This is a genomic window from Streptomyces sp. NPDC093568 (assembly GCF_044764945.1).
Taxonomy (GTDB): Bacteria; Actinomycetota; Actinomycetes; order Streptomycetales; family Streptomycetaceae; genus Streptomyces.
In genome coordinates this window covers 1-20483 of sequence record NZ_JBIWJD010000001.1, presented here as the reverse complement: position 1 = coordinate 20483, position 20483 = coordinate 1, and the positions used below count along the sequence as shown (strand labels likewise).

The following is a 20483-nucleotide window of genomic DNA, read 5'->3' as shown; positions in this document are numbered from 1 at the left end:
ACCCCCGTGCCACCCTTGACCCATGCCCGAAGGTGACACGGTCTGGCAGACCGCGAAGCGGCTCCACACCGCCCTCGCGGGCAGAACGCTGACCCGCACCGACTTCCGTGTCCCCCAGTACGCCACGGTCGACCTCACAGGGCGTTCCGTCCTGGAGGTCACCCCACGCGGCAAGCACCTCCTCACCCGCGTCGAGGGCGGCCTCACCATCCATTCGCACCTCGGCATGGAGGGCACCTGGAAGGTTTTCGCCGACCAGCAGCGCTGGACCGGCGGCCCCAACCACCAGATCCGCGTGGTCCTCGTCGCCGCCCCCGACCCGACCGCGCCGGCCCCTGCCCCCGCCCACACAGCCGTCGGCTACCGGCTCCCCGTCCTCGAGCTCCTGCGCACCGCCGAGGAGGACCGAGCCGTGGGCCACCTCGGCCCCGACCTGCTGGGCCCGGACTGGGACCCGGACCGCGCCCTCGCCAACCTCCTGGCGGACCCCGCCCGCCCTCTCGGCGAGGCCCTGCTGGACCAGCGCAACCTCGCCGGCGTCGGCAATGTCTACAAGAGCGAGCTCTGCTTCCTGCTCCGCGTCACTCCCTGGCTCCCCGTCGGCGCACTGCCCGCGGAGCACACGGCCCAGTTGCCCGTGCTCGCGAAGAAGCTCCTGGAAGCCAACCGCGACCGCCCCATCCGCACCACGACGGGCTACCGCAACCAGGACCTCTTCGTGTACGGCCGCGCCCGCCGCCCCTGCCTGCGCTGCTCCACCCCGATCCGCGTGGCCGACCAGGGCGACGGCTCCCGCGAACGCCCCACCTATTGGTGCCCCAGCTGCCAGGCAGGCCCGGCCCCGAGCACCCCGCCCGGGACCGCCTCCCGAAGCGGGCCCCACACCACCCCGCGCCGTACAACTAATTGACGACCCGTCAGATTCACTCGTACCGTCGATTCATGGCCGTCAAGGCGTACGACCTCACCGGACGCACCGCATTCGTCACCGGCGCCGCCAGCGGCATCGGCCGCGCCTCGGCCGTGCTGCTCGCCGAGGCCGGCGCCGCCGTGCACTGCGCCGACCGCGACGAACAGGGCCTGCACGAGACGGCGACCCTGATCAAAGCGGCCGGCGGCACGGCCCACACCCACCACCTCGACGTCACCGACCGCGAACAGCTCCACCGGGCCGTGGCCTCCTGCGACCGCCTGGACGTGATGGCCGCGGTCGCCGGGATCATGCACAGCAGCCCGGTCCTGGAGACCCGCGACGAGGACCTCGAGCGCGTGCTGAGCGTCAACTTCAAGGGTGTGCTCTACGCCTGCCAGGAGGCCGCCCGCGCAATGCTCGCCCAGCGCATCCGGGGCAGCATCGTCACCATGGCCTCGGGCGCCGTGGACACCGGAGGCCCCGGCCTGCTCTGCTACGGCGCCGCCAAAGCGGCAGTCGTACAGCTGACGAAGACTCTGGCGACGGAGGTGGGCGCGCACGGTATCCGCGTCAACGCCGTCGCCCCGGGCTGGATCCGCACACCGATGACCGACCGCCACGACAGCGCGGCACAGTCCCAGACCGAGGCGTTCATGGCCCGGATGTCGCCCCTGGGCCGGGTCGGCGAACCGGAGGACATCGCCCACACGGTGCTGCATCTGGCGTCCGACGCGTCGTCCTTCACCACCGGCCAGATCCTGCGTCCGAACGGCGGCGTGGCGATGCCCTGGTAGCCGGCGTCAGCCACCCCGCTCACCCGGCTACCCGACCCCCTGCACCCGATCCGTACGCTCCCCCCGCCCCGCCCGCCATGCCCGCCCCCACTGCCGCGGATCCATGGCCCCTCCCGCCCGCGTCTTCGGCACACAGTGCACCGGCAGCAGACTCAGCCCCCACCCCCCGGCGGCGACGGCCGCCTCCGGCGCCCCCGCGGCCGGCACCAGCGCGAGCCGCAGTACGGCCCACCACCACAGCGCCCCGAAGGCGAGAGCCGCCCCCCAGCGCGCTATCGGCCGTGCCATCCGCTCACCTCCAGCCCGAGGCTAGGCCGCCCGTCCAGCGGCCGGGAGGGCGCACCGACGGCACACGGAGGCAGCGCGGGCCAATGCCTTCACCGTGCGTCAGGCGCCGTCACGCCACACCGTCACCCCCACCATGGCCGCCGGGCCGCACCCCGGCAAACGGACGTGGAGCCCCCGAACAGCACGAAACCCCGACCGCACTCCCCCAGGTCTCCCTGGAGCAGCCCCGGCCGGGGCCTCACACAACTCCTCAGCGCATGGTCAGCCCATACGCACCGGCGCCGCTGTCACGCGGCGACCACGTCCACCGCCTCGGAAGGCGCCTTGATGGTCACCCGTTCCGGTGGCACGCCGGTCACCGACACGGAACCCAGCATCGGACGGACCGACGCGGGTACAGGCTCGCTGGGTGTGGCCGCAGCAGACTGGGCCAGCTCGGCGAGGGCGAGCTCGTCGCTCACTTCCCGCATGAGCTCGGACATCCGTACGTCCAGCGCGTCGCAAATCGCGGCGAGCAGCTCGGAGGAAGCCTCCTTCTGCCCCCGCTCCACCTCGGAGAGATAGCCGAGTGAGACTCGGGCGGACGAGGAGACTTCGCGCAGAGTACGGCCCTGGCGCTGGCGCTGCCGACGCAGCACGTCACCCAGCAGGCGACGGAGCAGAATCATCGGTGGCTCCCTCCTCGGACCGCGTAGCCGCATCCTTCACGCCCCACCGTACCGCCTTGCGCCGCGGCCGTGCGGGGAGCGATGTCGTGTTCACTCAGGGCTGCAAACATCAAAACCCCCCGTTCTGTTCCGTATCCTGTGCCCGCTCATTCCCAGTGTGTTCGCTCGCAAGCTCCTTCAGAAGCAGTGCGAGTACGCTCCGTACACTCTCCATACGAATTTCCGCGCGGCCGCCGTTCAACCGCAGGGCCTCCACTTTTCCGCCACCGGCGGAACCGGAACCAGCGCCGACGGGCCCGTCAACGGCCACGAAAACGGTCCCCACGGGGTGTCCGTCCTGCGTATCGGGCCCCGCGACACCGGTCGTGGCAATGCCCCAATCGGCTCCCAGCGCCCTGCGCACACCGGCCGCCATCTGGGCCGCGACCTGCGGATTCACCGCCCCGTGCTGGGCCAGCAAGGAGGCGTCGACGCCGAGCATCCGGTGCTTGAGGTCGGTTGCGTAGGCGGTCACCGAACCCCGGAAGACCCTTGATGCTCCAGGGACGGTTGTGAGTTCCGCCGCAACCAGTCCGCCGGTCAGCGACTCGGCGACAGCGAGCGTCTCACTCTTCACTGTGAGTAGTCGCACCACGTCGGTGGCCGGGGAACTCACGCTTCGGTCTCCTCCAACGCGGCCTTGCGCTCGGCGATCCCCTGCCTGCGCAGCACAATGGCTTGTCTCACATAGTCGAGTCCGGTCACCACGGTCAGGACGACCGCCGCGGCCATCACCCACCACCGCAGAGTGGCGAGCCACCCCGTCAGCGCCAGGATGTACATCCCGACGGCCACGCCCTGGGTGAGCGTCTTCAGCTTGCCGCCGCGGCTCGCCGGGATCACGCCGTACCGGATGACCAGGAAACGAAGAAGCGTGATCCCGAGTTCCCGGCCGAGGATGACGGCGGTGACCCACCACGGCAGATCGCCAAGTGCCGACAGACAGATCAGCGCCGCCCCCATGATCGCCTTGTCGGCGATGGGGTCGGCGATCTTCCCGAAGTCGGTGACGAGGTTGTACGAGCGGGCCAGATGACCGTCGAAGAGGTCGGTGATCATGGCGATGGCGAAGGCGGCCCAGGCGAGCGAGCGCCACGCCGGGTCGTATCCGCCGTCGGCCAGCATCAGCGCGACGAACCCCGGCACGAGGACCAGCCGCAGCATGGTCAGAAGGTTGGCGATGTTCCAGACGCTGGCCTGGTTGACGGCAGCGGCCGCGATCTTCCCGCCGCGCGGCGACTTCCCACCGTCCTGGGCGCCGCCCTGGACGCCGCTCTCGGCGCCCCCGGCCTTCGAGCCGCCCGCCCTGGACGAACCGGCCTTGGGCGACCCCATCGCGCTCGCTTTGCCTGCCGCACCCGCCTGGGAGGGACCGCTCGCGGCGGACGCCGGAACTCCGGTCATCTGGCCGCCTCCTCACTACACGCGAGCGTGCCCTGCAGCGGCTCGGCCACCAGGTCGACGCCTTCCGTACCGACCACCTTCGCCTCGACCATACGACCGACACGCAGCCCCGCGCCGCTCGTGAGCAGCACCTGGCCGTCCGTCTCCGGCGCCTGGTGCGCGCCACGGCCGTCCGCACCCTCGTCGGCGTCCTCCGCGTCGACCGCCTCCACCAGCACGTGGACGGTCTCTCCGAGGCGCTCCTCGGCCCGCTGCGAGACGAGCTCCTCGGCCAGCCGGGAGACCCGGGCCAGCCGCTCGGCGACGAGGTCCTCGTCGAGCTTGTTGTCGTAGGTCGCGGCCTCGGTGCCCTCCTCGTCGGAGTAGCCGAAGACGCCGATCGCGTCCAGCCGCGCGTGGTTCAGGAAGCGCTCCAGCTCGGCCAGGTCGGCCTCGGTCTCGCCGGGGAACCCGACGATGAAGTTGGAGCGCACGCCGGCCTGGGGCGCCTTGCCGCGGATGGTGTCGAGCAGCTCCAGGAAGCGGTCGGTGTCGCCGAAACGGCGCATCGCGCGCAGCACGTCGGGCGCGGAGTGCTGGAAGGACAGGTCGAAGTACGGGGCGACCTTCGGCGTCGAGGTCAGCACGTCGATCAGGCCGGGGCGCATCTCGGCCGGCTGGAGGTAGCTGACGCGGACCCGCTCGATGCCGTCGACCTCGGCGAGCTCGGGCAGCAGGGATTCCAGCAGGCGGATGTCGCCGAGGTCCTTGCCGTAGGAGGTGTTGTTCTCGGAGACCAGCATGATCTCCTTCACGCCCTGTTCGGCCAGCCAGCGCGTCTCGTTCAGTACGTCGCTGGGTCGGCGCGAGATGAAGGAGCCGCGGAAGGACGGGATGGCGCAGAAGGTACAACGCCGGTCGCAACCGGAGGCGAGCTTCACCGAGGCGACGGGGGCGCCGTCGAGGCGGCGGCGCAGGGGCGCACGCGGGCCGGATGCCGGAGCGAGCCCCTCCGGAAGGTCGGCGGGCGCGTGCCCGGGGAGCGCGACCGCGGCCGCGGACTCCTGCCGCTGGGCCGGGCTGACCGGCAGCAGCTTGCGCCGGTCGCGCGGGGTGTGCGAGGCGTGGATGCCGCCGGACAGGATGGTCTGGAGGCGGTCCGAGATGTCGGCGTAGTCGTCGAAGCCGAGCACGCCGTCGGCTTCGGGGAGGGCTTCGGCGAGATCCTTGCCGTACCGCTCGGCCATACAGCCCACCGCCACGACGGCCTGGGTTCTTCCATGGCCCTTGAGGTCGTTGGCCTCCAGGAGCGCGTCGACGGAGTCCTTCTTGGCGGCGTCGACGAAGCCACAGGTGTTGACCACGGCGACGTCGGCGTCCGCGGCGTCCTCCACGAGGTCCCAGCCGTCCGCCTCCAAGCGGCCTGCGAGCTCCTCAGAGTCCACCTCATTGCGGGCGCAGCCAAGAGTGACGAGTGCGACGGTACGGCGTTCAGGCATGGGCTCAAGACTACTTTGTCTCACTGACAGCCCACGTCGACGGGGTTGGCCGATCTTGGCCAACCCCGTCCTCAGCTCGCCCTTTCAGCCGGACTTATCCCGCCTGAGGGTCGCCCTTCGTGTACGTGAGACGCTCCACGGCGCCCGGCTGCCAGTCGTCCTCGATCTTCTTGCCGTTGACGAACAGGTCGATCGCGCCCGCGTCACCGAGGACCAGGTTGATCTTCTCGCTGTCCTGGAAGGTCTTGGTGTCGCCCTGCTTGAGGAGGCCGTCGAAGAGGAACCGGCCGTTGTGGTCCTTGGCCGCGATCCAGCTGCGTCCGTCAGCGGCGCTGACCTGGACGGTCACCTTGTCCTGGGGCACGGCGGCGATGGCGCTGTCCGAAGGCTCGGGCTTGGGGTCCTTGGGCTTGTCGGTCTTCGGAGTGGGCGTGGTCTTGTCGGACGTCGGCGTCGAGCCGCCCTCGGCGACCGACGACTTTCCGCCCTCGCCGTCACCCTTGAACGCGGTGAACCCGACGAACCCGACCACCGCGACGATCGCGGCGACCATGGCCGCGGTCCAGTTCGGCCCGCGGCGCTCGGGACGGATGCGCTCCGCCTCGAACAGCGGGGCCGCCGGGGTGGGCGCCGGCCGTCCGCCGTGCGAGGCGTCGTACTGGGCGAGAAGCGGGGCCGGATCGAGGTGGACCGCCTTGGCCAGGGTCCGGATGTGGCCGCGGGCGTACACGTCGCCGCCGCAGGGGGCGAAGTTGTCCGCCTCGATGGCCTGCACGATGGCGATGCGGACCCGGGTGGCGTTGGTGACGTCGTCGACGGTCATCCCGGCGTCGATGCGTGCCTGCCTCAGGGCTCGGCCGATCGAGGTACGGGGTTCGTCGGACACGTCTTCGAACGGACGCTCGTCTTCAGGGGAGTTGCCGATGGACACGGGGGCGCCTTTCGAGCGTTTAAGCCACCTGTGCTGGAGGTTCAGTCTAGGGGGGGTACGAAAGGGTGGGGCAACCGGGCGGTGGGACTTTATACGCCATCAGAATGGCCGGACACGCCGATGGTGGGGTACTGGATTGTCGCTTCGCTCAACTTGACGTACGTCGAAGGGAAACGGTTGCTCAATGATCCCTTACGGGTGGGTCACGATCGGACATCGGCTCATCAGGTACCCACCCGCGAGGCGACCACTGCCTCCCGTATTCCGCGTCGGGCTCGCTCTAAGCCTCCCCGCGGATCACCGCGAGCACGCCGTCCAGCTCGTCAGGTTTCACAAGAACGTCACGAGCCTTCGAGCCCTCACTGGGCCCCACGATGTTCCGCGACTCCATGAGGTCCATCAGGCGCCCGGCCTTGGCGAACCCGACGCGCAGCTTGCGCTGGAGCATCGACGTCGACCCGAACTGCGTGGAGACCACCAGCTCCGCCGCCTGGCACAGCAGGTCGAGATCGTCGCCGATCTCCTCGTCGATCTCCTTCTTCTGCTTGGTCCCGACGGTGACGTCGTCCCGGAAGACGGGGGCCATCTGGTCCTTGCAGTGCTGGACGACGGCCGCGACCTCTTCCTCGGTCACGAACGCGCCCTGCATACGGGTGGGCTTGTTGGCGCCCATCGGCAGGAACAGTCCGTCACCCTTGCCGATGAGCTTCTCGGCACCGGGCTGGTCGAGGATGACCCGCGAGTCCGCGAGCGAGGAGGTGGCGAAGGCGAGGCGTGAGGGGACGTTCGCCTTGATGAGACCGGTGACGACGTCCACGGACGGCCGCTGCGTGGCGAGCACCAGGTGGATGCCGGCCGCGCGCGCGAGCTGCGTGATGCGCACGATGGCGTCCTCGACGTCACGCGGGGCGACCATCATCAGGTCGGCGAGCTCGTCGACGATCACCAGCAGGTACGGGTACGGCTGGAGCTCGCGCTCACTGCCCTCCGGCGACTTCACCTTGCCGCTCCGCACGGCTTCGTTGAAGTCGTCGATGTGCCGGTACCCGTACGCCGCCAGGTCGTCGTAGCGGAGGTCCATCTCCCGTACGACCCACTGGAGCGCCTCCGCGGCGCGCTTCGGGTTGGTGATGATCGGCGTGATCAGGTGCGGGATGCCCTCATAGGCGGTCAGCTCGACCCGCTTGGGGTCGACCAGCACCATCCGGACGTCCTCCGGGGTCGCGCGCATCATGATCGAAGTGATCAAGCAGTTAATGCACGACGACTTACCGGAACCGGTCGCACCGGCGACCAGCACGTGCGGCATCTTCGCGATGTTGGCCATCACGTAGCCGCCCTCGACGTCCTTGCCGAGCGCCACCAGCATCGGGTGGTCGTCCTCGGCGGCGGCCGCGAGGCGCAGCACGTCACCGAGGTTGACCATCTCGCGGTCGGTGTTCGGGATCTCGATGCCGACCGCCGACTTGCCCGGGATCGGGCTGATGATCCGCACGTCCGGGCTGGCGACGGCGTACGCGATGTTCTTGGTCAGCGCTGTGATCCGCTCGACCTTCACCGCGGGCCCGAGCTCGACCTCGTAGCGCGTGACCGTCGGCCCGCGCGTGAAGCCGGTGACGCTGGCGTCGACCTTGAACTCGGTGAAGACGGTGGTGAGCGAGTCCACGATGGCGTCGTTGGCGGCGCTGCGCGCCTTCCCCGGCCCGCCGCGCTCCAGGAGGTCGAGCGACGGCAGCGAGTAGGTGATGTCGCCGGAGAGCTGGAGCTGTTCGGCACGCGGCGGCAGGTCGCGCGTCTCCTCGGGCGCGGCCTTGGTGAGGTCCGGCACGCCGGACTTCGTGAGGTCCGGGACCTCGCTCTTCGGCAGCTTCTCCTGCTTGGGCCGCGCGGCCGGCACGGGCGTCGGCACCGGCGTGGTCTCGGCGCGGTCGCCCACGCTGACGCCCTGGGTGAGGTCGGCGACGATCGGCGAGGGCGGCATCCCGTGCAGGACGGCGCCGTCGAGTGCGGCGGCCGCGGCCGCCGCGAAGTCCACAGCGTCCATGGGACGGTCCATCTCGGGCTGCGGCACCGCGGAGCGCCTCGGCCGCCCGCGACGCCGCGAGAGGGCGTCCTGCTCGGCGCCGTCGGGGTCGTACGCCTCGCGGGCCGGAGCGCGCTTGCGGCCGCGCGACGCGGGCAGCGCCTCACGCCACTGGTCGTCGTAGCGCTGCTCGTCCTCGGTGTACTCGTCGTCGTGCTCTTCGGGGTCGGGCAGGATGCCGAGCTTGATGCCCAACTGCCGCAGCCGCTGCGGGATGGCGTTGACCGGCGTGGCCGTGACGACCAGCAGCCCGAAGATCGTGAGCAGCACGAGCAGCGGCAGGGCGAGGACCTCGCCCATGGCGTACGTCAGCGGGGTCGCCGCCCCCCAGCCGATGAGCCCGCCGGCGTCCCTTATGGCCTGCATGCCGGCGCTGCGGGCGGGCGAGCCGACGGCGATGTGGACCTGGCCGAGCACGCCGATGACGAGGGCGGACAGGCCGATGACGATGCGGCCGTTGGCCTCGGGCTTCTCTGGGTGCCGGATGAACCGCACGGCGATGACCGCGAGCAGTATCGGCACGAGCAGGTCGAGCCGGCCGAAGGCGCCGGTCACGATGATCTCGACGAGGTCGCCGACGGGACCGCGCAGATTGGACCAGGTGCCGGCGGCGACGATCAGCGCGAGGCCGAGCAGCAGCAGCGCGATGCCGTCCTTGCGATGGGCCGGGTCGAGGTTCTTCGCGCCCTGCCCTATGCCGCGGAACACGGCGCCGACCGCGTGCGCGAGCCCGAGCCAGACGGCGCGCACGAGCCGGTACACGCCCCCGGTGGGGTTGGGCGCGGGCTTGGGAGGCGCGGCTTTCCTGGCCGCGGCCTTTTTGGCCGGCGCCTTCTTCGCGGGGGCTTTTTTGGCGGCGGCCTTCTTCGCCGGAGCCTTCGCTGAAGCGGCCGCCTTCTTCGCGGGCGGCTTCTTGGCTGCGGAGGAACGTGAGGCCATGGAGGTGAGGTTACCGGTGTGGAAGACGGCGGACACGTGTGCCCACTGCTTCACCCGTTCGTGTCGCCCTTGCCGGGGCGGCGAACTGACGCCGGTTCACCGCCCCGTCACGCGCGGGACGGGCCGACGCCGCCGGCCCGTCAACCGTTGCCTTCACGACGTCAGTTCTGCGAGGACACCGACGAGGTGCTCCCGGTGCCGGGCTCCAGGGCGTCCAGCGCCCGCCGCAGCCCGGTCAGTTTGCGTTCGAGATGGGCCGCGGTGGCCACCGCGGCCGCGTCCGCCGAGTCGTCGTCCAGCTGCTTGGACAGCGCCTCGGCCTGCTCCTCGACGGCGGCGAGGCGCGCGGACAGCTCGGCGAGCAGGCCCGCCGGCTCCTTCGACTCCGCGCCGGCGGACTTGCCGCCGCCCTCCAACTGGAGCCGCAGCAGGGCCGCCTGCTCCCGCAGCTGGCAGTTCTTCATGTACAGCTCGACGAACACGGAGACCTTCGCCCGCAGCACCCACGGGTCGAACGGCTTGGAGATGTAGTCCACCGCGCCGGCCGCGTAGCCGCGGAAGGTGTGATGCGGGCCGTGGTTGATCGCGGTGAGGAAGATGATCGGGATGTCCCTGGTCCGTTCCCGCCGCTTGATGTGCGCCGCGGTTTCGAAACCGTCCATTCCCGGCATCTGAACGTCCAGCAGAATGACCGCGAAATCGTCCGTCAGAAGTGCCTTGAGCGCTTCCTCCCCGGACGATGCCCGCACCAGGGTCTGATCGAGCGCAGAGAGGATCGCCTCCAGCGCCAGCAGATTCTCCGGCCGGTCATCGACCAGGAGGATCTTGGCCTTCTGCACCATGGCCCGCCCTCCTCGCCCCGGCAGTGCACCGGGCTCCGCCCCAGGGGACGACTCCCTTACGCCGCCCGCCCTCGTGCCGGTCATGGTAGCCGCACCCCGCCTGTCGCCACACCCTGTCACCGCGATGTCACTGTGCACGTAGCAGAAACGCAGCAGGAGACCAGAAGGTTCCCCGTATCCCGCACTTCTACACGGCTTCGAGCACACTGAGTCAGCAACTCCGCGTGAACACTTTCGGCCGTTGTCACTGGTCCCTCATCCACTGGTCCATCACCGCAAGGAGATGATCGGGATCGACCGGCTTCGTCACGTAGTCGGAGGCGCCCGACTCGATCGCCTTCTCCCGGTCACCCTTCATCGCCTTGGCGGTCAGCGCGACGATCGGGAGCCCGGCGAACTGCGGCATCCTGCGGATCGCCGTGGTCGTCGCGTACCCGTCCATCTCCGGCATCATGATGTCCATCAGGACGACCGCCACGTCGTCGTGCTGTTCCAGGACCTCGATGCCCTCGCGGCCGTTCTCGGCGTACAGCACCGACAGGCCGTGCTGCTCCAGGACGCTGGTCAGCGCGAAGACGTTGCGGATGTCGTCGTCGACGATCAGCACCTTCTCCCCGCCGAACCGGATGCCCCGGCGCGGCTGCGGCGCCCGGTCCTGCTGCTCCGCCGCCGACCACTGCTCCAGCTGCGCCGGACGCTGCTCCAGCTCGTTGGCGGCCCTGCGGCGGCGCCTGAAGAGCGCGGCGGCGCCGTTCTGCGTCTCGCGGTACGAGCGCACCTCGGCGGGTGTCTCGATCTCGACGTCGGACAGCTCCGCCAGGTCGGCCGCCGAGGCCACCAGGGCGCCCGCGTCGAGGGGCGGCAGCTGCTGCTGGTAACCCTGCGGAGGCAGTTCGCTGGGGTGCAGCGGCAAATACAGGGTGAACGTGGAGCCGCGTCCGGGCTCGCTCTGCGCGTGGATCTCACCGCCGAGCAGCTGCGCGATCTCCCGCGAGATGGACAGCCCCAGACCCGTGCCGCCGTACTTGCGGCTGGTGGTGCCGTCCGCCTGCTTGAACGCCTCGAAGATGACCCGCATCTTGCTGGCCGCGATCCCGATGCCGGTGTCGGTCACGGAGAACGCGATCAGCGGCGCGTCCGCCTCGGTCAGCGACCCGGCCTCCAGCAGCTGCTCCCGGATGACCTGCGGCACGTCCATCCCGGCCGGCCGGATGACCAGCTCGACCGAACCCGAGTCGGTGAACTTCACCGCGTTGGACAACAGGTTCCGCAGCACCTGCAGCAGCCGCTGCTCGTCCGTGTGCAGCGTGGCGGGCAGCTCCGGAGAGACCCGTACGGACAGGTCCAGGCCCTTCTCCGCGGTCAGCGGCCGGAAGGTGGCCTCCACGTAGTCGACGAGCTGGACGAGCGCGATACGCGTCGGCGAGACGTCCATCTTGCCCGCCTCGACCTTCGACAGGTCCAGGATGTCGTTGATCAACTGGAGCAGGTCGGAGCCGGCGCCGTGGATGGTCTCGGCGAACTCGACCTGCTTGGGCGAGAGGTTGCCCTCGGCGTTGTCGGCGAGCAGCTTGGCCAGGATCAGCAGCGAGTTCAGCGGCGTACGCAGCTCGTGCGACATGTTGGCGAGGAACTCGCTCTTGTACCGCATGGACACGGCGAGCTGCTCGGCGCGCTCCTCCAGGACCTGCCGCGCCTCCTCGATCTCGGTGTTCTTCACCTCGATGTCGCGGTTCTGCTGGGCCAGCAGCTCGGCCTTCTCCTCCAGTTCGGCGTTGGACGCCTGGAGGGCCTTCTGCCGGTTCTCCAACTCCTCCGACCGATCACGCAGTTGCTCGGTCAGCTCCTGCGACTGCTTGAGCAGCACCTCGGTCTTGGTGTTGACGGAGATGGTGTTGACGCTGGTCGCGATCATCTCCGCGATCTGGTTGAGGAAATCCTTCTGGATCTGCGTGAAGGGGGTGAAGGAGGCCAGCTCGATGACACCGAGCACCTTGCCCTCGAACAGCACCGGAAGGACGATCACTTGCGCCGGAGGCGCCTCGCCCAGCCCGGAGGAGATCTTCAGATAGCCGCTGGGCGCGTTCTCCACCAGGATCGTGCGCTTCTCCTCGGCCGCCGTCCCGATGAGCGCCTCACCCGGCCGGAAGGACGTCGGCATGGAGCCCATGGAGTAGCCGTACGACCCCAGCATCCGCAGCTCGTACTGGTCGTCGGTCTCGGCGGCCAGGTCCTTGCCGTCGAGGAGCGGCATGGCGACGAAGAACGCGCCGTGCTGCGCGGTCACCACCGGCGTCAGCTCGCTCATGATCAGCGAGGCCACGTCCTCCAGGTCCCGGCGGCCCTGCATCAGCGCCGAGATCCGGGCGAGGTTGCCCTTGAGCCAGTCCTGCTCCTTGTTGGCGATCGTGGTGTCGCGCAGGTTGGCGATCATCTTGTTGATGTAGTCCTGGAGCTCCTGGATCTCGCCGGACGCGTCGACGTCGATCTTCAGGTTCAGGTCGCCCCGGGTCACCGCGGTGGCCACGCGCGCGATGGCGCGCACCTGCCGAGTAAGGTTTCCTGCCATTTCGTTCACGGACTCGGTGAGGTCCCGCCACGTTCCGTCGACGTCACGCACGCGTGCCTGACCGCCGAGCTGTCCTTCGGTGCCCACCTCGCGGGCGACCCGGGTGACCTCCTCCGCGAAGGACGACAGCTGGTCGACCATCGTGTTGATCGTCGTCTTGAGTTCGAGGATCTCGCCCCGAGCGTCGATGTCGATCTTCTTGGACAGGTCGCCCTTGGCGATGGCGGTCGTGACCAGGGCGATGTTGCGCACCTGACCGGTCAGGTTGGACGCCATCTGGTTCACGGACTCGGTGAGGTCCTTCCACGTGCCGGCCACACCCGGCACATGCGCCTGCCCGCCGAGGATGCCGTCCGTGCCCACCTCACGGGCCACCTTGGTGACCTGGTCGGCGAACGAACTCAGCGTCTTCACCATCGTGTTGAAGGTGTCGGCGAGCTGCGCGACCTCGCCGCGCGCCTCGATCGTCACCGTCCGCGTCAGGTCACCGTTGGCGACGGCCGCCGCAACCTGGGAGATGTTCCGCACCTGCATGGTCAGGTTCTTGGCCATCAGGTTGACGTTGTCGCTGAGGTCCTTCCAGATACCGACGACGCCGGGCACATGCGCCTGACCGCCCAGGATGCCCTCGGTGCCCACCTCACGGGCCACCCGGGTCACCTGCTCGGCGAAGCTGGACAGCTGGTCGACCATCGTGTTGACCGTCGTGACCAGCTCGAGGATCTCGCCCTTGGCGTCGACGGTGATCTTCTTGGACAGGTCGCCCTTGGCGACCGCGGTCGTGACCTCGGCGATGTTGCGCACCTGGATGGTCAGGTTGTTCGCCATGAAGTTCACGGACTGGGTGAGGTCCTTCCAGGTGCCGGAGACACCCTGCACCTCGGCCTGACCGCCGAGCTGGCCCTCCGTACCCACCTCACGGGCGACCCTGGTGACCTCCTCCGCGAACGACGACAGCTGGTCGACCATCGTGTTCAGCGTGTTCTTGAGCTCCAGGATCTCGCCGCGCGCGTCCACGGTGATCTTCTGCGAGAGGTCACCGCGGGCCACCGCGGTGGCGACCTGCGCGATGTTGCGCACCTGGGCCGTAAGGTTTCCTGCCATTCCGTTCACGGAGTCGGTCAGGTCCCGCCACACACCGGCGACGCCGGGCACCTGCGCCTGGCCGCCGAGCCGGCCCTCGGTGCCCACCTCGCGGGCCACCCGGGTCACCTGGTCGGCGAAGCCGGAGAGCTGGTCGACCATCGTGTTGATGGTGTTCTTCAGCTCCAGGATCTCGCCGCGCGCGTCGACGTCGATCTTCTGGGACAGGTCACCGCGGGCGACCGCCGTGGTCACCTGGGCGATGTTCCTCACCTGGGCAGTCAGGTTTCCTGCCATTCCGTTGACGGAGTCGGTGAGTTCCTTCCACGTTCCGGCGACGCCCGGTACGACCGCCTGACCGCCGAGCCGCCCCTCGGTGCCCACGTCCCGGGCCATCCGCGTGACCTGGTCGGCGAAGGACGACAGCTGGTCCACCATCGTGTTCACGGTGTTCTTCAGCTGGAGCATCTCACCGGAGACGTCCACGGTGACCTTCTGCGAGAGGTCGCCGTTGGCCACCGCCGTGGTGACCTGGGCGATGTTCCTCACCTGTCCGGTGAGATTCCGGAACGCGGTGTTGACGGAGTCCGTCAGGTCCTTCCACGTCCCCGCCGCGCCCGGCACCTGCGCCTGCCCGCCCAGCTCACCCTCGACACCGACCTCACGAGCCACACGCGTGACCTCGGCACCGAACGACGACAGCTGGTCGACCATGCCGTTGACGGTGTTCTTCAGCTCCAGCATCTCGCCGGCCACGTCGACCGTGACCTTCTGCGACAGGTCACCGCTCGCCACCGCCGTCGTCACGGCGGCGATGTCCCGCACCTGAATGGTCAGATTCCGGAACACGGTGTTGACGGAGTCCGTCAGGTCCTTCCACGTCCCCGCCGCGCCCGGCACGTTCGCCTGGCCGCCCAGCCGCCCCTCGGCACCGACCTCGTTGGCCACACGCGTGACCTCGTCCGCGAAGATCCGCAGCGTCTCGGTCATCTGGTTGATCGTGTCCGCGAGCTGCGCGACCTCGCCGCGTGCCGACACGGTCACCTTCTGCGAGAGGTCACCGTTGGCGACCGCGGTCGTCACCTGCGAGATCCCTCGCACCTGCGCCGTCAGGTTGCCGGCCATCAGGTTCACCGAATCGGTGAGGTCCTTCCACACCCCGGCCACACCGGGCACCTGCGCCTGACCGCCGAGCTCACCCTCGGTACCCACCTCCCGGGCGACTCGCGTCACCTCGGAGGAGAAGGACGACAGCTGGTCCACCATCGTGTTGACGGTGTTCTTCAGCTCCAGCATCTCGCCGGCCACGTGAACCGTGACCTTCCGCGACAGATCACCCTTGGCGACCGCCGTCGTCACCAGCGCGATGTCCCTCACCTGCGCGGTCAGCCGGTACGCCATCGTGTTGACGGAGTCCGTGAGGTCCTTCCACGAACCGGACATCCCGCGCACCCGCGCCTGCCCACCGAGCTTGCCCTCCGTGCCGACCTCGCTGGCCACACGCGTGACCTCGTCGGTGAACGTGGACAGCTGATCGACAAGGTTGTTTACAGTCCGCCCGACCTTGAGGAACTCACCCCGCAGCGGATGCCCGCTCCCGTCCTGGGCCTGGGTCCGCAGCTCCATACGCGGCGACAGATCACCGTCGGCCACCGCCGACAGCACCCGACTGACCTCCGCGACAGGCCGTACGAGATCGTCGACCAGGGCGTTGGAGTTGTCGACGGCGGCCGCCCAGGAGCCCTCACAGGCACCCGTCTCCAGCCGCTCCGTGAGCTTGCCCTCGCGTCCGACCATGCGGCGCACCCGCGCCAGCTCACCCGTGAGGTGGAGATTTCGGTCGGCCACCTCGTTGAAGACGGCGGCGATCTCCGACATCACGCCGTCGCCGGACACCGTGAGCCGCTTCCGGAAGTTCCCGTCGCGCATCGACACCAGGGCCGCCAGCAGCCGGTTCAGGGCAGCCGTGTCCACCGGAGTGGTCCCGCCACGCGTCTTGCGCTCGTTCCTCAGGGACTGTCCGCCTTTCGCGCGCGTCTTAGTGCCCCGCGTCGCTGCGCCAGACTCCACTGTGTCCCTCCCGCAGGGGTCGACCGTTACTGCCGTGCTCGGGTTCTACTGTTCGGCGTACCCATTACCGCTGGGTAGTCCTGCCGGATATACCAGGCCACACCACGTGCTGCTGCCCGCGGTACGCGAATGACACTCAGCCTGCCCGGACCTTCACAAGAAGCTTGCCCAGTGTTTCACCCCTGCTGAACCCGGCCATAACAGTTCGGCAGCTTCGCACATCGTCCGCACACCCTCCGGGCGGAAACACTGCCGACCGGCATCCGCATGGACGGCGAAGGTAAGTAACCTTGCATGCGGCTGTCCAGCCGCGCCGGTCCCGTCCGGCCTGGGCGGTGACAGGAGGAGTACGAGCGGGCAATCGGAGGGGCAGCCGGACATGACCACCGGACTGATCCCGGGGGGACAATCCCCGGAAAGGCCGACGGGCGCGCACATGCCGCACCAGCGGCACGAGCCGGCCGGCCAGGGAGCCCTGCACGTCGACAACCGGACGAGGAGTTCAGTGATCACCGCGCGTGCGGCAGCCAGCTTCGATCCCGTCGGGCGATCGGTCGCGAGCGCCCGCTCCTTCGTCCGCGACACCCTCCAGGGCTGGGGCTTCGCCGACATCGTCGACGACGCCGTCGTCCTCACCAGTGAACTGGTGACCAACGCCGTCGTCCATGCCGGCACCTCCGCGGACGTCCTGTGCCTGCGCAGTGAAGAGGGCGTACGGATCGAGGTGGCCGACCGGTATCCGGAGCGCGAGATCCCGCTCCAGGGCTCGCCCGTCAACATGGGCAGCCCCGACCGTGAGGGCGGCCGCGGCCTCCAGCTGTGCGCGGCCCTGGCCGGCCGCTGGGGTGTCGAGTACACGCCCACTCACAAGCAGGTCTGGTTCCAACTCGACCTCCCCGAGCGTCCGGTGGGTACCCGGGCGGCGGGCCCGTCCCTGCCCTCCGACCTCCTCCCGCTGGCCGACAGCCGCGTCCGTGTCGCCGTCGTCCAGATCGACCGTACGGGCGCCATCTCGTCGTGGAACGAGGACGCGGAGGAACTCTTCGGCTACGCCGCCGAGCAGGTCGTCGGCAAGCCCCTCACCGACCTCGCGGCCTGGCCGCACACCCCGGGCACCAGCACCGGCATCGCGGAGGCGCTCCAACTCTCCCGCTGGGAAGGCAGCTACGGCATAAGGGGCGCCAACGGCCGCGTCACACCGGTGTACGCCTCCCACCTCCGCGTCCGCGACACCGGTGGCGAGCCCTCCACGGTCTGCCTCCTGGTCCGCGACCACGAACGCGCGGTCCTCCAGACCCCGTTGCGCGTCCCCGCCTCCGACACCGCCTCCGAGGCCCAGAGCACCGACCCCTTCGAGGTGTTCATCGGCTCCCCGGCCCCGGACGACCTCGACGGCCTCCTGCAGCGCACGGTGGAGCGCGCCCGCGACATGCTCGACGGCGACTCCGCCTTCCTGCTGCTCGCGACCGACGACGAGACGGAACTGGAGGTCCGCGCCTCCACCGGCCTGCCCTCCGCCCGCCAGCGCTTCGCCCGCGTGCCCGTCGAGGCAGGCCCCGGCCGCTACGGCTCGGCCCGTATGCCGGCCGTCCACGAGGACCTCACGATGGTCCCCGGCGCCGTCCCTCTGCTGCGCGGCACGGGCATGCGCTCGGTCGTGACGGTCCCGCTGAAGGTCGAGGGCCGCCTCACCGGCTCCCTCGGCGTCGCCGCGGAGGGCCCCGGCAGATACTCCAACGAGGAGGCGCTGCGCCTGCAGTTCGCCGCCGACCGCATCGCCCTGGCGGTGGAATCGGCCCGCCTCGGCGAACTCGAACGCCTGCGCCGAGGCTCCCTCAGCTTCCTCGTCGAGGCCTCCGACCTCCTCGCCGGCACCCTGGACCGCGACCAGACGCTGGCCCTGATGGCCCAGATGACGGTCCCGACCCTGGCCACCTGGTGCGCGGTCTACACGATCGCCGACCAGGCCTCGGAGCCCTACCTGTCGTACGTCCTGCACGAGGACGAGGAACTCATCGACGGCATTAAGTCCCTGCTGTCGAAGATCGCCCCACCGGACCCCGTCCCGACCCCCGGCGCCCGCGTCTGGTCGGCCCCCGCCCAATCGGCCCACCAGGCAGCCCTGCGCACCTCCATGCGCAGCCTGGGCCTGGGCGAGCCCATCGGCCGCATCAGCGCCGGCATCGGCCCCACCCTCGCCACGGCGTCCGCGGTCGGCGGCGAGACGGTCGTCCTGCCCCTGGTGGCCCGCAACCGAGTCATCGGCATGCTCACCCTGGGCAAGCCGACGGACGAGCACTTCCGCCAGGAAATCCTGGAGTTGGCGGAGGACCTCTCCCGCAGGGCCGCCCTGGCCCTCGACAACGCCCGCCTCTACTCCGAGCGCACAGCCATCAGCCAGTCCCTCCAGCGCAGCCTCCTGCCACCCGAGCTCCCCGAGATCGACGGCGTCGAGGTCGAGGTCATCTACCGCGCGGCCGGCGAGGGCAACGAGGTCGGCGGAGACTTCTACGACCTCTTCCCGATCAGCGACGGTGCCTACGGCTTCGCCATCGGAGACGTCTGCGGTACGGGCCCGAACGCGGCGGCGGTCACGGGCCTGGCCCGGCACGCGCTCCGGCTCCTCGCCCGCGAGGGCCTCAGCGGCCCGGCGGTCCTGGAGCGCCTGAACTCCGCCATCCTCGACGAGGGCGCCCGCAGCCGCTTCCTGACCCTGCTGTACGGCGAGTTGAGGCCCCAGGAGGACGGCAGCGCCGAGCTGAAGGTGGTCTGCGCCGGCCACCCGCTGCCGCTCCGCCTCCGCCAGGACGGCACGGTCGAGCCTGCCGCGGAACCCCAGCCGCTGCTCGGCGTCATGGAGGACCTGGAGCTCTACGAGCAGACGGTCACCCTCGACCCCGGCGATGTCCTCCTGTGCGTCACGGACGGCGTCACCGAGCGCCGTGAAGGCAGCCGCATGCTGGGCGACGACGGCCTCACCGACGTCCTCACCACCTGCACCGGCCTCACGGCGGGCGCGGTGGCGGCCCGCATCATGCGCGCGGTCGAACGCTTCGCCTCCGACGCCCCGTCCGACGACATGGCCATCCTGGCGATGCGTGTCCCGGGCATCCACAAGGACTGAGGGCATGAAAAAGGCCCCGCCCGAATGGGCGGGGCCTTTTTGGTGGAGCCCCCAAACGGAATCGAACCGTTGACCTTCTCCTTACCATGGAGACGCTCTACCGACTGAGCTATAGGGGCCAGCTGCCTTTTGCGAAGTTCCCCTCGCGGCAACGGAATAGATCATACCCCGAACACACCCGTGCTCCCAAACCCATCAGAACGCGGGCTGGAGAAGTCCTCCGAGTGCGTTGCAGGCGGACACGATCCGCTGCATGTCCCGCTTGGTCAGCGAGGCGTCGACGGGCAGAGCCAACGTTTCATCAGCGGCCCGCTCGGTCTCCGGCAGCGACACACACCGCCGGTACTCCGGAAGCCGATGCACCGGGGTCTTCACCGGCACCCGGCACTCAACTCCCCTGGCCCGCACGGCCCGAGCGAACGCGTCGCGATCCGGCCGCCCGTTCCCCGGCACCCGCACGACGTACTGCTGGTAGGTGTGCCCGTCACCGCCATCGGGCGTCAGCACGCCCTTGAGCTTGGCGTCCAGATAAGAGGCCCGCTGCCGGCGCTGAGCGATCTCGTCGTACGGCACCTCGGACTCGCCCTGCTCCAGCACCAACAGCCCGTGCCGCTGCCCGACTTCATGCAGCCGAGCGATATCGGCCGACCGACCGAACCGGTGTACGGCCACCACGGCCGCGGTCCGCGACGTGACGGCCGCCTCGACGGCGACGGCGTCCAGGCAATAGGTCACCGGATCTATGTCGGCGAACACCGGCAGCGCCCCGGCCAGGACCACGGCCTCGGCGACTTCGACGTTCCCGAAGGCCGGTACGACAACCTCGTCACCGACTCCGACGCCGGCGGCCCTGAGCATTGCAGCAGTACCCATGTGCGGGATGTTGGTTGCGCAACGTGAACTTCAGGTGACGCACAACAAAAAAGGGTTGGACCCGGAACCGAAGTTCCGGGTCCAACCCGATAAAAGGAGTTCGGCGGTGTCCTACTCTCCCACAGGGTCCCCCCTGCAGTACCATCGGCGCTGTAAGGCTTAGCTTCCGGGTTCGGAATGTAACCGGGCGTTTCCCTCACGCTATGACCACCGAAACACTATGAAACTGTCAACCGGAAACACAACACGGTTGCTGTCTCAGAACCAACACAGTGGACGCGAGCCTCTATGGACAAGCCCTCGGCCTATTAGTACCGGTCACCTCCACACATTACTGTGCTTCCAGATCCGGCCTATCAACCCAGTCGTCTACTGGGAGCCTTAC

Annotated in this window: 13 protein-coding genes, 1 tRNA gene and 2 rRNA genes; 3 read left to right on the top strand and 13 right to left on the bottom strand. The window is 69.4% G+C overall.

Translation table 11 applies throughout. The features are described from left to right. Positions 1 to 22: 22 nt before the first annotated feature. A complete protein-coding gene (locus ACIRD7_RS00080; RefSeq protein WP_403447664.1) occupies positions 23 to 910 on the top strand; it encodes an Fpg/Nei family DNA glycosylase in 888 nt (295 codons plus the stop codon). A gap of 32 nt (positions 911 to 942) precedes the next feature. Next, a complete protein-coding gene (locus ACIRD7_RS00075) occupies positions 943 to 1707 on the top strand; it encodes an SDR family NAD(P)-dependent oxidoreductase (RefSeq protein WP_403447662.1) in 765 nt (254 codons plus the stop codon). Between the two features lie 27 nt (positions 1708 to 1734). Here the strand turns inward: ACIRD7_RS00075 and ACIRD7_RS00070 are convergent, their stop codons facing one another. The 9 genes from ACIRD7_RS00070 to ACIRD7_RS00030 all read right to left on the bottom strand — a co-directional run bounded on the left by ACIRD7_RS00070 (position 1735) and on the right by ACIRD7_RS00030 (position 16101). Further along, the gene (locus tag ACIRD7_RS00070; protein WP_403447660.1) at positions 1735 to 1995 is read right to left on the bottom strand and encodes a hypothetical protein; all 261 of its coding nucleotides are present in this window, start codon (positions 1993 to 1995) and stop codon (positions 1735 to 1737) included. A 287-nt stretch (positions 1996 to 2282) separates the two neighbouring features. Further along, positions 2283 to 2663, bottom strand: coding sequence for a helix-turn-helix domain-containing protein (locus ACIRD7_RS00065; protein WP_030046881.1), 381 nt, complete (start codon positions 2661 to 2663; stop codon positions 2283 to 2285). Between the two features lie 109 nt (positions 2664 to 2772). Continuing rightward, a complete protein-coding gene (locus tag ACIRD7_RS00060) occupies positions 2773 to 3318 on the bottom strand; it encodes a CinA family protein (RefSeq protein ID WP_403447658.1) in 546 nt (181 codons plus the stop codon). Beyond that, on the bottom strand, positions 3315 to 4106 hold the full coding sequence (gene pgsA, locus ACIRD7_RS00055; protein ID WP_403447656.1) for a CDP-diacylglycerol--glycerol-3-phosphate 3-phosphatidyltransferase: 792 nt from the start codon (positions 4104 to 4106) through the stop codon (positions 3315 to 3317). The genes ACIRD7_RS00060 and pgsA overlap by 4 nt, the downstream gene beginning before the upstream one ends. Continuing rightward, positions 4103 to 5584, bottom strand: a complete 1482-nt coding sequence (gene rimO, locus ACIRD7_RS00050) for a 30S ribosomal protein S12 methylthiotransferase RimO (RefSeq protein ID WP_403447654.1) — start codon at positions 5582 to 5584, stop codon at positions 4103 to 4105. Before rimO ends, pgsA begins: the two co-directional genes overlap by 4 nt. Positions 5585 to 5678: 94 nt before the next feature. Next, a complete protein-coding gene (locus tag ACIRD7_RS00045; RefSeq protein ID WP_403447652.1) occupies positions 5679 to 6515 on the bottom strand; it encodes a helix-turn-helix domain-containing protein in 837 nt (278 codons plus the stop codon). Positions 6516 to 6795: 280 nt separating this feature from the next. Then, a complete protein-coding gene (locus ACIRD7_RS00040; RefSeq protein WP_403447650.1) occupies positions 6796 to 9537 on the bottom strand; it encodes a DNA translocase FtsK in 2742 nt (913 codons plus the stop codon). A gap of 161 nt (positions 9538 to 9698) precedes the next feature. Continuing rightward, positions 9699 to 10379 (bottom strand): two-component system response regulator, encoded by a 681-nt coding sequence (locus ACIRD7_RS00035; protein WP_403447648.1) that lies wholly within the window; start codon positions 10377 to 10379, stop codon positions 9699 to 9701. Positions 10380 to 10623: 244 nt separating this feature from the next. Then, the gene (locus ACIRD7_RS00030; protein ID WP_403447646.1) at positions 10624 to 16101 is read right to left on the bottom strand and encodes a HAMP domain-containing protein; all 5478 of its coding nucleotides are present in this window, start codon (positions 16099 to 16101) and stop codon (positions 10624 to 10626) included. A gap of 379 nt (positions 16102 to 16480) precedes the next feature. Here ACIRD7_RS00030 and ACIRD7_RS00025 point away from each other — a divergent pair, with 379 nt between their 5' ends. Further along, positions 16481 to 19225 (top strand): SpoIIE family protein phosphatase, encoded by a 2745-nt coding sequence (locus tag ACIRD7_RS00025; protein ID WP_403447644.1) that lies wholly within the window; start codon positions 16481 to 16483, stop codon positions 19223 to 19225. Positions 19226 to 19268: 43 nt separating this feature from the next. On the opposite strand, the gene ACIRD7_RS00020 is transcribed toward ACIRD7_RS00025, so the two are convergent. The 4 genes from ACIRD7_RS00020 to ACIRD7_RS00005 all read right to left on the bottom strand — a co-directional run. Further along, positions 19269 to 19344, bottom strand: a tRNA-Thr gene (locus ACIRD7_RS00020). A gap of 76 nt (positions 19345 to 19420) precedes the next feature. Further along, positions 19421 to 20083 carry a DegT/DnrJ/EryC1/StrS family aminotransferase gene (locus ACIRD7_RS00015; protein ID WP_403451578.1) on the bottom strand — a complete coding sequence of 221 codons (663 nt, stop codon included), beginning with the start codon at positions 20081 to 20083 and terminating at the stop codon, positions 19421 to 19423. Between the two features lie 113 nt (positions 20084 to 20196). After that, positions 20197 to 20313 (bottom strand): 5S ribosomal RNA (rrf, locus tag ACIRD7_RS00010). A 73-nt stretch (positions 20314 to 20386) separates the two neighbouring features. Further along, positions 20387 to 20483 (bottom strand): 23S ribosomal RNA (locus tag ACIRD7_RS00005); the annotation flags it as partial.